The 16479-nt window shown below is 60.1% G+C and carries 8 protein-coding genes; 7 read left to right on the top strand and 1 reads right to left on the bottom strand.

Annotated elements, in window-relative coordinates:
- Positions 1–81 precede the first annotated feature (81 nt).
- The gene (locus tag ACLBKT_RS10500; RefSeq protein WP_410182864.1) at positions 82–840 is read right to left on the bottom strand and encodes a MarR family transcriptional regulator; all 759 of its coding nucleotides are present in this window, start codon (positions 838–840) and stop codon (positions 82–84) included.
- 1009 nt (positions 841–1849) lie between these two features.
- Here ACLBKT_RS10500 and ACLBKT_RS10495 point away from each other — a divergent pair.
- The 7 genes from ACLBKT_RS10495 to ACLBKT_RS10465 all read left to right on the top strand — a co-directional run bounded on the left by ACLBKT_RS10495 (position 1850) and on the right by ACLBKT_RS10465 (position 16201).
- Positions 1850–5422 carry an Ig-like domain-containing protein gene (locus ACLBKT_RS10495; protein ID WP_410182863.1) on the top strand — a complete coding sequence of 1191 codons (3573 nt, stop codon included), beginning with the start codon at positions 1850–1852 and terminating at the stop codon, positions 5420–5422.
- 39 nt (positions 5423–5461) lie between these two features.
- Entirely contained in the window at positions 5462–9661 is a 4200-nt protein-coding gene (locus tag ACLBKT_RS10490) for a beta strand repeat-containing protein (RefSeq protein ID WP_410182862.1), read from the top strand.
- A gap of 211 nt (positions 9662–9872) precedes the next feature.
- Positions 9873–10085 carry a hypothetical protein gene (locus ACLBKT_RS10485; protein ID WP_410182861.1) on the top strand — a complete coding sequence of 71 codons (213 nt, stop codon included), beginning with the start codon at positions 9873–9875 and terminating at the stop codon, positions 10083–10085.
- Between the two features lie 58 nt (positions 10086–10143).
- Positions 10144–11481, top strand: coding sequence for a TolC family protein (locus tag ACLBKT_RS10480; protein WP_410182860.1), 1338 nt, complete (start codon positions 10144–10146; stop codon positions 11479–11481).
- Between the two features lie 398 nt (positions 11482–11879).
- The gene (locus ACLBKT_RS10475) at positions 11880–13589 is read left to right on the top strand and encodes an ATP-binding cassette domain-containing protein (RefSeq protein WP_410182859.1); all 1710 of its coding nucleotides are present in this window, start codon (positions 11880–11882) and stop codon (positions 13587–13589) included.
- A gap of 78 nt (positions 13590–13667) precedes the next feature.
- Entirely contained in the window at positions 13668–14786 is a 1119-nt protein-coding gene (locus ACLBKT_RS10470; RefSeq protein ID WP_410182858.1) for an HlyD family efflux transporter periplasmic adaptor subunit, read from the top strand.
- Between the two features lie 902 nt (positions 14787–15688).
- The gene (locus ACLBKT_RS10465; RefSeq protein ID WP_410182857.1) at positions 15689–16201 is read left to right on the top strand and encodes a hypothetical protein; all 513 of its coding nucleotides are present in this window, start codon (positions 15689–15691) and stop codon (positions 16199–16201) included.
- Positions 16202–16479: the final 278 nt, after the last annotated feature.

Raw genomic sequence — 16479 nt, 5'->3', positions numbered from 1 at the left:
AGACGGGCGTCATCCACTGCAGGGGTTCGATAAAGCCTAAGCCATTATTCAAATGTCTGCCTGACCGCTGGATAGCGATGCCTATGGAAATTCTTCCAGCGCGCGGCCGACAGCCACGACCCCCTTGCGGGTCAGGTCGATCAGCGTAACCCGCTGGTCGACATCGCTGGTTCTTCGCTTGATCAGGCCCTCTCGCTCCAGTCGATCGATCTGACGAAAGGCTGTCGTCGGCGGCGCTCGGGAGACCTTGATCAGGCTCTTGGTAGATACGGCTGTGCCCCCTGAAAACTGTACAAAGAGTTCCAGAAGCATATCCCATGCCGGCCCATCGTGCGCATCTGGCGGCAAAAACTTGGCGCGTTGTTGGCGAAACTGAATCAGGAGCAGGGCAACCTTTGCAAGTTCCAGCGCATTACGCTCGATCCGCGCGGCGGTAGACGGCGCGGTGTAGCTTGAACGGACAACCTCGGGCCGCCAATCCTGCTCGACCGCTTCGGCCATGTTGATCAGCCTCCGGCCCAGGCCGCGCAACTCATCGGGTGAAAGCCTCGCGACGAGTTCGTCAAGCAACGCGATCTTAAGGGTCAGGGGGTGGCGCGGATCGGATGATCGGGATGCTGGATAAGGCGGCGGCATGTCAAACGCTGTGGCTTCGGCCATTTCAGGGTCAAAGCTCTCAGGATGTTCTGGTAGCATTGAACTCAGCTCGACCAACCGCTTGCGAGCGTCCTCGACCGAAAACCCGTGAGCGGTTGCGGCATCTTCAAGCGACAGGCCATCGGCCAACGAGGATAGCAGAAATTGAACCCTCGATTCGCGTACCTTCGCATGTGACTTCACAGCCGTTCCCCCGTCGCGATTGCCCGCGGTGCTATATGACCAGTTTAGTTGAATCAAGCACGTTGGAGTACATTATAATACAATGTAGCTCACCTCTGGACTTGTCCTAGGTAAATATACATTTTGTGTATCGTTCTATCTCGGGATCGAGATGCGGCCGGCGCTCAGCCGGCAAAAAGGATCTCGCGGCTGTTTCAGGCGTCTGTGGCCGCCAGCATGATCCTCCAGCGATAGTCGGGGCAACCGAGCTGTCGCTTCGCTGCCTGCCAGATGATAAAGCTCTCAGACTCATCATCGCAGCTGCACGACGATGCATGGGGCTGTCTGATGCGATGCGCGCCTCGTCAGAACGCCCGAGGCGATATCCGATCGCACCTTTCGGCGAGTGAAGCAGCAGGAGCGTGATCCCCATTCTGATCGCCAGAGCCTGCGTGATAGCGATGCTTCAATGACCTGGCTCGAGGGAGGAGTGGGCGACTTGCTGGAGACGGGGCAAGCCAGTGGAATCAATGAAGTTCCATACCTTTCGTCTGCAATGACCGAAAATGCCTCGTCCCACCGTCGCCAGGCATCATCGCTTCGACGGGAAACAGGCAGGCCGAGGCTGGGTCCAGCCCCGTTGCCCACCATCCATCAGGCCGCCAAACCGAACCGATTTTGGCGCTATCGCTCCCACTTTCTCGGCGCGCGGAAGTAAGGAACTTGGGGAAAAGGTGCCAAGATGGTGCAAATTGACAACACTGTGTGCAGTGAATCCCATCAAAGCATAAACACCCAAAACGAGGCTTGCGTTGCCCCAAACCACTGGCTAATGCACCGTCACGCACTAAGGGAGTTTCTTTTAATGGACAGGATGGTGAGTGTGAACAGTAGCGCAAATGAGGCTACAGTTAGCCACAACGAGCAGGATGCCGGACACTCGGCAGTTCAGGCGCAAAAGGCGGTCGTTGCTGCTTCGCAGCCGAACGCTCAGCAAGCTCACGCTGCTCCGTCTCAGCCGACGCGCGCGGTGCCGACCGAAGCCGAACTGGCGGCGGCAAAGGTTGCTGCGGCCAACGCGGTAGCTGAGAGCGAAGAAGTTCTCGCGAAGCTCGCTGAAGATGCCGAGAAGGATAAGGAAGAGCTCCAGCTTGCGGCCGCTGAAGAAGCGGAAGCTGATGTGGTTGAGACCGCCGAGTTCACGGCGACTGCCCCTGCAATCGATCTTACCTCCGGTCTGACGACCGTGCAGTTTGCGCAGGCTGGTGCGCCGGCGCGCCAGGGCGTTGATGGTGCTGCTTCGCTGGGTCAAGATGATGAGGACGGCGGTATCTCCGGCGTCCTGATCGGCGTTCTGGCGCTCGCAGCGATCGGCGGCGGCATTGCTGTTGCAGCTGGCGGCGGCAACAAGGAAAGCGATCTTCCCAGCAACCGGCCCCCGGTTGCGGGCGACGATACGCTGGCTGCCACCGAAGGTTCGGGCACTGTCAACCTGTCGGTGACCGGCAATGATAGCGATCCCGACGGCAATGCGCTGACCTACACGGCCAACGGCACTCTCCCGGTTGGTGTTACGCTTTCGGCTGCTGGCGCTGTCACTTTCGACAGCAACAACGCTGAATACAACAGCCTGGCCGCTGGCGCGACCCGCGTTCTGACCTTCTCCTACACCGTCAATGACGGCAACGGCGGAACCGACACCGCGAACGTCACGCTCACCGTGACCGGCACCAATGACGCTCCGGTCGCTGTTGCGGATACCGCCGCGGCTACCGAAGATGCTCCGGCAGTGACGGGCTCGGTTGCGACCAACGACAGCGATGTCGATGCTGGCACCACGCTCACCTACGCGCTGGCGGCTCCGGTTGCTGGTCTGACGCTGAATGCGAACGGCACCTACAGCTTCGACCCGTCGAACGCGGCCTATCAGCCGCTGGCGGCCGGTGCGACCCAGGTGGTGGTTGCCAACTACACCGTCAGCGATGGCGCCGGTGGCACCGCGACCTCGACCCTGACTATCACGGTGACCGGCACGAATGACGCTCCGGTTGCTGTCGCTGATGTCGCGACCGCGACTGAAGATGGCGCCGTGGTGACGGGTTCGGTGGCGACCAACGACAGCGATGTCGACACGGGCGCTACGCTGACCTACGCGGTCGTGGGCACTGCGCCGGCTGGCGTTACCCTGAACGCGGATGGCAGCTACAGCTTTGACCCCTCGAACGCGGCGTATCAGTCGCTTGGGGCTGGCGCGACCCAGTCGGTTGTCGTCAACTACACTGTCAGCGACGGCATTGCCCCGCCGGTGGCTTCGACCCTGACCATCACCGTGACCGGCGTGAACGACGCTCCGGTGGCCGTGGCTGACGTTGCGACTGCAACCGAAGACGGTGCTGTGGTGACGGGCTCGGTTGCGACCAACGACAGCGATGTCGATGTTGGCGACGTCCGCACCTACGCCATCGTTGGTACCGCTCCGGCTGGTCTGACGCTGAATGCTGATGGCAGCTACAGCTTCGATCCGTCGAACGCCGCTTACCAGTCGCTCGCGGTCGGCGCGACCCAGGTGGTTGTTGCCAACTACACTGTCAGCGATGGCAAGGGTGGCACGGCGACTTCGACGCTGACGATCACCGTGACGGGCACGAATGACGCGCCGGTCGCTGTGGCTGACGTCTACGAAGCCGATGAAGGCACCGGCGTTGTCACCGGCGATCTGTCGGACAACGACAGCGATGTCGATGTCGGCGACGTGCTGACGTACTCGGTTGTCGGCAATGCGCCCGCTGGTCTGACGCTTAACGCGGACGGCAGCTGGGAGTTCGACACGGACAACGCAGCTTACGACAGCCTTGCGGTTGGCGAAGAAGCGGTGGCCACCTTCACCTATGAAGTGTCGGACGGCAACGGCGGCACCGATCAGGCAACTGTCACGCTCACCGTGAACGGCACGAACGACGCGCCGGTAGCTGTGGACGATGTCTACGAAGCGACCGAAGGCACCGGGATCGTGACCGGCAACCTGTCGGACAACGACAGCGATGTCGATGCATCGGACGTCCTGACCTATTCGATCGTCGGTAATGCGCCGGCCGGTCTGACCCTCAATGCCGATGGCAGCTGGGAGTTTGATACGGACGACGCAGCTTACGACAGCCTCGCTGTTGGCGAGACTGCGGTTGCCACCTTCACCTACGAAGTGTCGGACGGCAACGGCGGCACCGACCAGGCGACTGTCACGCTGACGGTGAACGGCACGAACGACGCGCCGGTGGCTGTGGCTGACGTTGCTACTGCAACCGAAGACGGCCCCGATGTGACCGGCTCGGTCGCGACCAACGACAGCGATGTCGATGCGTCGGATGTCCTGACCTATGCACTGGCCGCACCGGTTGCGGGCCTGACGCTCAATGCGGACGGCAGCTACACCTTCGACACCTCGGATCCGGCCTACCAGTCGCTCCGCTCGGGTGCGACGCAGGTGGTCGTGGCCAACTACACCGTGAGTGACGGGAATGGCGGTACGGCAGCTTCGACGCTGACCATCACCATCACCGGCACCAACGATGCACCGGTCATCACCTCGCCGACGACGGGCACGGTGTCGGAAAATGCTCCGGCTACGACCGTTGTGTATGACGCGAGTGCAACCGATGTGGATGCGGGCGACGTGCTCTCCTACAGCATCAGCGGTGCGGACGCGGCTGCGTTCAACATCGATGCTGCCACGGGTGAAGTGCGGTTGAACGCTCCGGCCAACTTCGAGCGTAAGGCGAGCTACTCGGTCACCATCACGGCGACCGATAACGGCAACCCGGCTCTGTCGGCGACTCAGGCCATCACCATCGCGGTGGCGGACGAGATCGATGTTCTGTCGATTGATGACCTCGGCGCGATTGGTGCTCCGGTTGTGGTCAACGCTGGCATCCAGGCTGGTGACGTTACGGACACGAACTTCCAGTTCACCGAAACGTCGGGTGGTTTCACTGAAGTCAACATCGTCGACTTTGGTGCCAACGACTTCATCTTCTTCGACGGGTTTGATCCGAGCGATTACACCTTCCAGGACGATGGCAACGGCAACCTGGTGATCTCGCGTCTCGATGACGATGGTGCGACGACCAACCTCATCACGCTGGTTGATGTGCTCGACGGTCTCACGATCGATCCGATCGTGACGGAAGCCGATGCCGAAGCCGCCTTGGCTCTGGCCTTCGGTGCGGGCGATTACTTCCGTGGTTCGGCTGCTCCGTCAGACGTTGCGATCGCGTCGGGCACTGCGACGTTCAACGCGGCGGGCGTGCAGGCAACCTTCATCGAAGACCTCGATGCTCCGGAAAGCTTCATCCGCATTGAAAACTTCCGTGCTGACGACCGTATCGTCTTCATCGATGGTGACATTGGTGAAGTGAGCTTCAGCACCGATCCCGATGACGCCCGCGATCTGCGCATCGAGTACTTTGATTTCACCACGAACCAGGCGAGCACGATTATTCTTGATAACGTGCTCGACCCCGACGGTCCGATCGTGTTCGACGAGGCAAGTGCCGAAGCAGCGGTTGGGGCGATCATCGGCGCGGGTGATTACTTCCAGGTGGGCTAATAATAATAAGTCTTACAAAAATTTTAGAAGGAAGAAGTTATGGCACGGGTTACTCTTGGTACCGGTGAATCGATCACCGTCGGGGGCGATACTGAGATTTTCGGTACCTCTGGCGCGCAGAACGTCACCATTCTCGACGGTTCGACCGTCACTTTCCGCAGCGGTTTCAACAGCGGCGGTGATACGATCCGTCTCAACGGGACGGCTTCGGACTTCGTGGTGTCGTTCAGCGGCTCGAACGTGACGCTGCTAAGCGTCACGGACGGCATCACCATTGTCATTCCGATCGGTGTTGTTGCCAACACCATCGTGTTCGACAATGGCGACTCGCGCACCCTGTCGCTTGTGAACGGTGTCCCGACCCTTGGCGGTCAGGCCATCCCGAACATCAACAACGCCGCTCCGGCGCCCGTCACTCCCGGTGCTGGCACTTACTCGATCGAAGGTTCGAACGGTACCGAAGGTGAGAATGTCACCTTCACCGTGACCCGTACCGACACGACCTCGGCTGAAACCCTGAACTTCACCCTTCAGGGCGATACTGCGAATGGCCAGCTTCCGGCTGCCTCGCTTGGTTCCGACGTTTCGGTGCTTTCGCCGAGCAGCGGCACGATCACGTTTGCTGCCGGTGCAGCGACCGCGACCATCACTGTCCGCCTGAGCGCTGACACTGCGGTCGAAGGTCTCGAAGGCTACAAGGTCAACGTGATCAAGGGGAACACCACTGTTGCTTCGGCCGCAGCGGTCATCATCGACAACAACGAAGGCGGCCAGGTGTTCAACCTGACCACCGGCGTTGACCGCGTTGGCACCGGCACCCTGCTCGACATCGTCGGCAGCGCTGGCAACACCAACACCGACGGCCAGGATACGATCGTTGCCGACACCGGCACGATCAATCCGTTCGACGTGATCGACGGCGGCGATGACACCGACACTCTCATCGTTCTCGATGAAGTCGGCTTCCTGAACCCGGCTCCGAGCTTCGCCTTCACCGACATCCAGAACGTTGAGATCCTTAACTACTCGTCGGCGTCGCGCGGTTTCTCGGGCAACGCGTTCAACACCACTCTGCCGGTCACCACCGATGTCGGCCTCCGTCCGAACTGGGAAGGGCTGGAGCAGGCCAACATCGCCATCAACGGCGGCCCGGCCCAGACGGTCACGCTCCGTACCGAAACCGCACTGAACATCCGCCAGGCGGGTGATGGTGATCTGACGATCAATGGCGGCGGCGGCGTTCTCAACGTCATCGCAGCTGACTTCGCTGAAGAAGCCAACACCGGCGATGTGACTGTGGGTGCAACCTCGGCGTCGAACGAGTGGACCGAAATCAACGTCCGTGGTGGCTTTGACACCGACATCACCGATCGGGGTGCGCAGGAACTGACCACCGTCACGCTGACCGACATCAACGATGACTTCACCATCACCGGTGGTGCTGTCTCGAGCGTGTCGCTCATGGACATCAGCGACGCGGGTCCGGGTTCCTCGACCCGCTTTGGCACGATCAATTCGGATGTCGCTGTAACGCTAGGTCTCACAGAGATCGTTGATGTCCAGCTGAATATCTTCTCGTCGGGTCCGGCGCTGACCGTGAATGCTGACGGTGAGACGATTGCTTTGGATGGCGACTCCGACATCCAGTCGGACGGCACTCTTGCGATCAACTCGACGAGCGGGACCTTCGTCTTCGACGATGCCCGCGCTGGTGGCTCGATCACCCTGAATGCGGCTCCGGGTAACCTCAGCCTCGACGACGTCGATAGCGATAGCGGCGTGGTGAATATCTCGGGCTCTGGCTCGGTCTTCATCGGCGAGGTCTTCGAAGTCGCTCAGACTTCGGGCACGGTGATCACCTCGACCAACACCGGCGGCGTGACGATCAACGATCAGCTCCTGAACAACACCAAGTTTGTCGGGACGGCCAGCGACGGTGACGACTTCGTCACCTTCGGTGCGACCGATCGTGCCAACAGCTTCGGCGGCGGTGACGATACCGTCACCTTCAACGCCGATGCCTTTGGCAACGATGCTGCGACCGATGGCGACAACGGTGCCTTCGATGGTGGCGCTGGTTTCGACAGCCTGGTGATGGAATCGAACGACGCCAACACCTTCACTGCAACGGCCAAGGCCGTCACCAACTTCGAAGAACTGGTCCTGTCGGGCCAGGATATCGGCAAGGCTGACGTGATTGACCTTCACAACATCGGCATGGACACCATTTCCAACGTGGTTTCCAATGTTGGCAACACGGCTCCGCAGACCGAAGTTGTGACTGTTAGCTTCGCCGGTCTGGCCAGCGGCCCGAGCGGTGCCGGTAACGCCGACTCCGTGACGTTCGACGGTGTGACCGTCAACTTCACCGACAAGGACGATGCGGCTGCACAGGCTGCTGCGTTCGTCGCTCAGTACGGCGTTGGCCCGAACTGGACGGCCACACTGGGTGCCAACCCGGGTGAGGTGGTTCTGACTGCTAACGCTCCGGGCTTTGTGACCGATCTGACGGCGGCTGACTTCGACTTCAACGATGCCACGACCCCTGGTCTGGTTGGCTTTGAGCTCGGTTCGCCGGTGGTCTCGGTTGATGGTGTTGCCCCGGTTGCCGGAACTTCTGAAGTTCGGACACTGGTGCTGACGACCGCTACCATTACGACCGGGCAGACGATTACGATCGAGTCTGACGGTGTGCCCGGTGTTGATCCGGTCTTCACCTTCACGGCTCCGGCCGATCTGTCGCACGTCGGTGGCGAACTCGCGACCTTCATCGCAGCTGCTGCGAATGCTGACGCGGACTTCTCGGCGCTGTGGACCGCTACGGTCGATGGCAACAACGTGGTCTTCACGTCGGTTGATGCAGAAAACATCGCCGGTAGCTTCATCATCACGGGTAATGGCCTTGATGCTGGCGCGGGTGACGTGTTCTCGATCGATGTCGATCAGGGCGTTGATCCGGTTGTGGGCCAAGACGAAGATGCGTTCATTCGCTTCGACGGCACTGTCACCGGTGACGACCAGATCATCTTCGACGATGATGGTGATCCGTTGACTGCTCCGATCATCGTTCAGCTTGCTGACGGTGACGATGCCAACGACATCTCTGCGAAGTTCATCGCGGCGATCAACCTGGCAGGCGGTCTCTACACGGCGAGCACGCCGGACTTCGGCGATCCGTACACCTTCCTTGGTGTGCCGCTTTCCGGTTCGGTTGAGTTGGAGTCGGTCCAGCTGGCTGACCTGGCGGACATCACTGCGGCGAACTTCACGTTCGTCGATGACGACAGCGAAGGCACGCCTTCCGTCGGTGTCACGGTTACCAACCAGGGTTCGACTTCGTCGGTGACGCTCAACAACTTCATTTCGGGTTCGACTCTGACCCTGAATGCGGCGCTGGGCACTCACATCGTCAACATGAAGTCGGATACCGCTGCTGATGTCCTTAACCTGGACCTCAACAACGTCGGTGATCATGGTGTTGTCACGGCCAACCAGGCTGAAACGGTCAACATCCGCACGTTGCAGAACACCGGCTTGGTTGACACCGTTGACCTGCTCGGCACCGACCTGACGACGCTGGTTATCAGCGGCCCCGATGGTCTGACGCTCGACACCAACAGCACGATCGTCTCTTCGGTTGATGCCTCGGGTCTGGGTGGTAAGTTCACCTGGGATGCTGGTCCGAACGCGGTGGCGATCACGGTCCGTACCGGTTCGGGTGGTAGCGATGTCGACTTCACGCAGATGACGATCCCGGGCGGCAACGCTTCGGCCGGCACTGCACCGATCACCTTCATCGGTGGTTCGGGTGATGATCTCGTGACGACCGGCAATCTCGGCACCTCGCGCGGCACCATCACAACTGGCGCCGGTTTCGACGATATCTTCGTCGGCATCGTGGATGGCGGGAACGACTTCTGGTCGATCAAGGACTTCAGCGCTGCGAACGATGATCTCATCTTCGCTAACCCGGCGCAGTTCCTCGGTCGTGACCAGGAACTCGAGCCCACCGCGATCTTCCAGGATTACCTGGATCAGGCGGCCCGTGGTAACACTGCTGACGGTAACTTCGTTTCCGGTGGCATCCGTTACTTCTGGTACGACGAAGACGGCGATGGTGACATCGATGCGACCTACGTGGTGCAGGACAACACCGACAGCGAAGACTTCGTTGACGGCAGCGACACTGTGATCCGCCTCGAAGGTCAGATCACTCTGGATGCTACCAACTTCGGCTAAGCCGAGCGACGGTAACGTCTGAAAGAATAGAGCGACGGCCCCGTAACGGGCCGTCGCTTTTTTCGTGTCTCAAAGCGAGATGCGTTGCGGTGAAGGAAAGTGAGGTCTAGAGAGCATCGACCTCCAACAGTCTCATCGATCAGTGATTGACGATTGTCTGAGGCTCTTCACCTGCCCAAAGGGGCACAATAGAAATTCTGAAGGAATACCGATGTTGATTGAAGGTTTGGGGACTGCAACGATCGTCAATGGCATGATGCGGATTGAGACTCTTTATCGCAACGCCAAGGGCGAAGATGTGTCCGGCCCGGAACTGCTGATCCCCGTGTCGCGCGTCGCCGCTGTGGCGCAGGGCCTCCAGCTCCTGCTCGAGCGCGCACAGGAAGCTGCCAAGTCGCAGGCCGCTGCTTCGGATATGAACTAAGGTTGACGCAGGGGTATCCTGGGATGACGACAGCTGTTGCCATTGATGGGGGCAAGGCGTGAAACTGCGGTTCGCGCCCGCAGTGGCCGGCCTGTGCGGATCTTTGGTCTTTGCAGGCGCGGCGCTTGCGCAGAGTGAGGCGGTTTACGGGCCGCCTGTCCCCGCCGAATTGGTGCCGGCCGAAGTGCCAGAACCTGAAGCCCTGCCGGTCGGCATCCCACTAGCCTTGGGGCAAGCTGTCGAAACGGCGGCGCGTTCGCACCCCCTGATCCTGAGGGCCATCGCGGATCGCCGCTCAAGCCTCGCTGACCTGCGCGGTGCGAAGTGGCAAGTCTATCCGAGCCTCTCGGTCGAAGGCCTGGCGCTCGGCGGTGGCACCAATATCGGCACCCAGAACGGGTTGGCGGCCAACCTCATTCTGGAGCAACCGCTTTATACCTTCGGCAGGATCGGCGGTACGATTGACCGGGCTGAGGCAGCCCTGGAGTCGAGCAGTTACGCAGTGGTCGATTCTCAACAGGAGATCGCGCTGCGGACAGTGGGCGCCTATTACGATCTCTCGCTGGCGACGCGCCGCGAGCTGATCCTCAAAGAGGCGCTCGCTCAGCATCAGGAGCTCCTGCGGACGATGGAGCGCCGCGTCGAGCAGGAGGTGTCGCCCGGTTCGGACCTCGATCTGGCGCAGTCGCGCACCGCGCAGATCGAGCAGGATCTTGCCTCGGTGGCTGGCTTGCGCTCGACCAGCTTCAGCCGGTTGCAGGAGCTGATCGGTTACGCTGAGCTCGAATTGGGATCAGTGCCGGAGTTCAATCCCAACCTGCTCACGCCGACAGAAGATGAGCTCGTCGCGATGACGCTGGAGTGCAGTCCGCGGCTGAAGGCGCTTCAGGCCTTGCGGGCCGAAGTCGACGCCGAACGGCGCGTGGCTAAGGCGCGGCTGTTCCCGCAACTCTTGGCCCAAGCGAGCACCAACGAAATTACCGGGACCCGCGCGGGCGTTGCCGTCCGCGTGCAGACCGGCAATGGCCTGTCGCAATTGTCGGCGGTCCAGTCCGTCGAGGCGCAGATCGTCTCGGCCGAATTCGAATTGGCGACCAACGAGCGCGAGATCCGCGAGGCGATACGGACGGATTACCTGACATATATTTCGGGTTTGAACCGCGCCCTCGCCAGCGAACGCGTCTCGCGCTCATCCGAATTGGTCACAGAGTCTTACAAGCGCCAGTTCATTACCGGGCGCCGCGGATGGCTCGACGTGATGAACGCCGTGCGTGAGAGCATGACGGCCAAGCTCACCGAAGCCGATGCCGAGATCGGCACATTGGCTGCTTATTCGCGCCTCATGCTGCGCAGCTGCATGTGGCGGCCGACCCCGATTGCTATGGAAGACAAGTGATGACGACCAGTGCAACGCATACCATTTGCCCGGCGATCGACGATCTCGCATTGGCGCAGGGCAAGTCGCTTCCGCCCGGTTGGTCCGATGAAATCGATGAGGCAGAACTGGCTGGCGATGTCGCGGACATCGCCCGTGTCTGCAGCAAGATGGGTTGGGCGATACCTGTCCTCCAGCAGGCCCGTCCCCGGCCCGACCAACTGCCGCTGATTGTCTATGACAAGAATGAGGGCTGGGCGGTCGTCGATCAGTGGGAGAACGATTATCAGTTCCGCTTGCGGAACGGCGGGGGTCTGAAGGACTTCACCGATGATCTCGTCTTCTTCGATATGAACCTTCCCGATCCGCTTCAGGGCGGAAAGGCACAGACCGCAAGGTCAATCTTCTGGCAGGCGATCATGCGGCGCAAGCAGGTGCTTGTGTCGGCGGCGATTGCCACAATTTTTGCCAACATTATCGCGCTCGCAACCTCGCTCTTTTCGATGCAGGTGTTCGACCGGGTTATCCCGCTTGCGAGCTATTCGACCTTGTTCGTGTTGACGCTGGGCACGCTTGTGGCGCTCGGCTTCGATTTCGTGCTTCGTACAGTGCGCTCGCTCATGATCGAGCGCGAGGCTGCGGAAATCGATTTTGAGGTGTCCGAATACTTCTTCGCCCGGTCGCAGGCGCTCCGGATGGATACGCGCCCGCCCGGCGTTGGCACTTTGGCCGCCCAGCTTCGCGGTCTTGAGCAGGTGCGCGGCACCATGTCTTCGGGCTCGCTGTTCCTGATCGCCGACTTGCCCTTCGCGCTGTTCTTCATCGGGTTCATTTACTGGGTAGGCGGGCCTGTGGCCTTCGTACCCATCATTTCCCTGCCGATTGCCCTTCTGTTCGCGATGATCCTCGCGCGGCTGATCCGCACCGGGACTGATCGGGCCCAAGTCAGCGGGAACCGCAAGAACGGCCTCCTGGTCGAATCTCTCGATGCCGTCGAAACGATCAAGGCGTCACGCGGCGGGTGGTTCATGCTGGCCCGGTGGAACCGGTTGGTGAGAGACGTGCACCATTACGAAGACCCGGTGAAGCGGACCTCGGCGGTCGCCCAGTCGGTGTTTTCGATCCTTCAGCAGGTATCCTACATCGCCATCATCGCGGTCGGCGCGATCCAGGTTGGCGAAGGTCATATCACGTCAGGTGCCTTGCTGGCCTGTTCGATCATCGGTGGCCGGGTGAATGGTCCGCTGATTGCCCAGCTTCCGAACCTTATTGTGCAGTGGGGCTATGCCAAGTCCTCGCTGGCAGCGCTGGACTCCATCCTGAAGCTGCCGGTTGAGCGGAGCTCCGGCGACAATTCGCTGCGCCCCGATGTCCTGAAGGGCCCGCTGATCGCGGATGGTGTACGGTTCGGCTACCCCGGCGCGCGCGAATCTCTCGAAATTCCGGGGCTGATCATCAAGGATGGCCAACGGATCGCAATCGTGGGAGGCATCGGGTCAGGGAAGACGACCCTGCTGCGGGTTCTGTCTGGCCTGTATTCACCGCAATCAGGGGCGCTCAAGCTGGGTGGCCTCGATATGGCGCAGATCGCTGATGACGTGCTGCGGAAGTACATCGGCTATCTGCCGCAAGACTATCGTCTGGTGAACGGTACGCTGCGCGACAATCTGCTGATGGGCATCGGGTCCACGGACGATGCAGTCATCCTGGCCGCCGCCAGCAAAACGGGACTCGACCAAACGATTTCGGCGCATCCGCTGGGTCTCGATCTTCCCATCCATGAAGGCGGTCGCGGCCTGTCTGGCGGTCAGCGGACTCTCGTCGGCCTGACGCGGTTGATGCTGATCAACCCGAACATGTGGATTCTGGACGAGCCGACCTCGAACCTTGATGCGAATTCCGAAGCGCAGTTCATGGACCTTATCGCCCGTGAATTGCCCAGCGACCGGACGCTCGTCGTGGTTACGCACAAGTTGCAGCTTCTCAATCATTTCCAGCGGGTGATCGTGATGGCGCGCGGGAAGATTGTTGCGGATGGGCCGCGCGACGAAGTGCTTCGCAGGTTGCAAGCGAATGCGACAACCGTGGCTTCGAGCACCGTCCACCCGCTGTCTCGCGCGACTTCATGATGTTCATGACGGCAATTCAACTTTAATTAGTTCAGAGATATCATGTTACAAAGATTTCGCCTGTCTCACACTATCGTATTGACCATCGGGCTATTGATCATAGCCTCGATCACTTGGGCACGGTGGGCGGAACTCGATCAGATTACGCGCGCACCGGGCACGGTTATTCCTGTTGGGCGGGTTCAGATCGTCCAGAGCGTCAATGGTGGCGAGATTGCGCGCATCAACGTGCGTGAGGGTGACCAGGTTCGTAGAGGTCAGGTGCTGGTCGTCCTCAGCAAGGTGCGCGAAGCGGCTGCTGTGGAAGAAGCCCAGGGCAAGGTCGCGGCCTTGCTCAGCCAGCGGACCCGGATCGATGCCGAATTGTTCGACAAACCGCTCGTCTTTCCGGCCGAGGCACGTGCGTATAGTGATTTCGTTCGCAACCAGACGCAGCTCTATCAGCGCCGGCGTGAGGCACTCGCGGCGGAGCTTGCAAGTCTGGCGGAAATGAAGGCGCTGCTCAAGCAGGAGCTGGATCTGAACCTTCCGCTCCTCAAGACCGGCGACGTTGCTCGCGTTGAAGTCATTCGCATGGAGCGCTCCATTGTCGATGTTGAAGGGCAGATGTCTACCATCAGGCAGCGCTACATTCAGGAATTGCAGACGGAACTGGCGCGGACGGAAGAGGAGCTGGTTACAGCTCAGCAGGTGCTCGCGCAGCGCAATGATGCTCTCAAGGTCACCGAGCTTGTCGCTCCGACTGATGGTATCGTGAAAAACGTTCGCCTCACCACCGTGGGGGGCGTTCTGCGCGCGGGTGATGAAGTTCTGCAAATTGTTCCCACTGGAGAGGTGCTTGTCGTCGAGGCCAAGGTGCCGCCGCGCGACATCGCCTTTGTGAAGGCAGGGCAATCCGCCTCGATCAAGTTCGACGCCTATGATTACAGCACGTATGGCCCAGCCTCGGGGAAGGTGACCTACATCAGCCCGGATACTCTCAGGGAAGAGGGGGCGGATGGTAAGCAGGAAGTCTATTACCGCGTCAGCCTTGACGTCGATGTCTCGGGAATGCGCCCCAAGGAACCCGGGGAGAAGATTGTCATTCAACCCGGGATGACAATCATCGCTGAGATCAAGACCGGCAAGAATACCGTGTTCGACTATCTCACCAAGCCCATCACCAAGACCTTCTCGGAGTCCTTGCAAGAAAAGTGATGGTCGCGACCTGCGGGGTCGGGTCGCGCGCGCAAACGGACAAATGGGGCGTTGGCGGTTTGCCAGCGCCCCATTTTTGCTCCTGAGCAAATGGTTCCGAACCATCGCATGACGGATCATTGGCCAAGCGGAACGCGTGCCAGCCCTTGCGCCCGGCTGACGGTCGGACAGCGTTTCGGAATTTGCGCTGGGCGTTGTGAGCATGTCCGCCAGTGCCCGCTCTCTTGCATCAAGGGGCGCCGTTCATTCTGACCGGTCTTCGCCACGTCGAAGCCGGTCACTCCACGTCAGCATCAGTCGACCCGTTGCGTCTGATGCTCTTCGCTGTCCCAGTGCCTTCAGGTGCCAAGCCCTTGGCGGTTGAACGCTTGGTGGAGGCACCGCACGCGATTTCCGGCGCACAAGTCCACCTGCCTCAAACCGCCCAGGATGAGCGACAACGTCTACGTCAATAGACGTAGAGCCCTCTGGGGCCAGACAACCTACTGTCTAATAGTTTTACCTACGATCCGCATTTCGCTGGGGTCCCTGAGCGGCGAGATGCGCATTTGGGGAAGGGCCCAGCTTCCAGCAGCGTATCGAGCACCGCTGACTAGCGTGCGCTGGCGCTCATTCGATCAATGAGAAAACGAAATTCTTGATGCTGAATATTTTTTTGCTAATATAAACGGGTCTTGAGGCAGTCGTCTTGCTTTGCGTCATAGCATAACGAAGACAAGCGGTGTCCAAGATCTAAAGCAATATCAATTTATAGTAACACTTAAGCACAAAGGAAAAGAATGAAGCCAATTCAGTCCATTTTGTACTAAATTGTTATACACTGTCGAGCCCTTTAAGGGGGTTAGCTAAACTAACTCACATTGGAGGGACGGGTCGCAAAAAAGTAAGTGGTTGTAACAAGCATGAACAAAGCAACATTGACGCTCACGATAGCGGACATCGAGGCGCTTAGCACCGCCGCGAGGGAGGAATTGCAGCAGCTGTTTTTTGGGGCGCTTGAACAAGGCGGTTCAAATGCACTTGGTGGCCGGCCGGAGCCGGCGGAAGCTGCATCAGAGATTTTGGAGGGGCCGGCAGATTTGACCGTTGCGATGTGTCGCAGGTTGATTGCCCACCCGATCCACGACAAAAGCCTCGCGATCTTGCGGACGATCGCGCAGAACGAAACACCGCGATTCCGCATGGCGGACATCTTGGCCGCGGCTCCTGATGCCAAGGAGCCCAACGACCTCCGCGGTGCCTGGGCTGGATTGTCGCGGCGCACTCGCACGATCCTCGGGAACGACGAGGCCGAGTTCGTCTGGTGGGAAGGTGAATTGATTTACGATGACGCCCACAAATATGTCGACCGCGTCGGCCGCGTCTCGGTAATCACCCATCAGTCGCTCAGGGCCGCATTGGGTATCCGATCCTAGCGCGTGCATACCAGGTGCGGGCAAGGCGCGCAGAAATGGCCAGCGTCGTTCCCGCACTTCGGTGGACACTGCACAGCATGGTGGAATGCGGCAGATAGGTGAGGGTGAGGCCATGCTTCGCCCCACCTTCCTGCGCACCCATTCCTCTATGCTCGCGCCTCGCCTGAAGACATTTCTTGGCTATTGATGGGAGCGAAACGGCCAAACGGGTCGGCACACTGTCATGCCGCGCGGCTTGTGCAGATGGTCAGCGCTGGCACCTAGGTGGTGCTCCAGAC

Source organism: Erythrobacter sp. W302b (genome assembly GCF_046452395.1).
In the GTDB taxonomy this organism is placed as follows: domain Bacteria; phylum Pseudomonadota; class Alphaproteobacteria; order Sphingomonadales; family Sphingomonadaceae; genus Erythrobacter.
The sequence above is the reverse complement of the archived record's forward strand: the minus strand, read 5'-3'. Positions and strand labels throughout refer to the sequence as shown.

Excerpts from the sequence above, each read along its gene's own strand:
- ACLBKT_RS10475 (WP_410182859.1), top strand. The coding sequence starts at position 11,880 with ATGCGGCGCAAGCAGGTGCTTGTGTCGGCGGCGATTGCCACAATTTTT.
- ACLBKT_RS10465 (WP_410182857.1), top strand. The coding sequence starts at position 15,689 with ATGAACAAAGCAACATTGACGCTCACGATAGCGGACATCGAGGCGCTT.
- ACLBKT_RS10485 (WP_410182861.1), top strand. The coding sequence starts at position 9,873 with ATGTTGATTGAAGGTTTGGGGACTGCAACGATCGTCAATGGCATGATG.
- ACLBKT_RS10490 (WP_410182862.1), top strand. The coding sequence starts at position 5,462 with ATGGCACGGGTTACTCTTGGTACCGGTGAATCGATCACCGTCGGGGGC.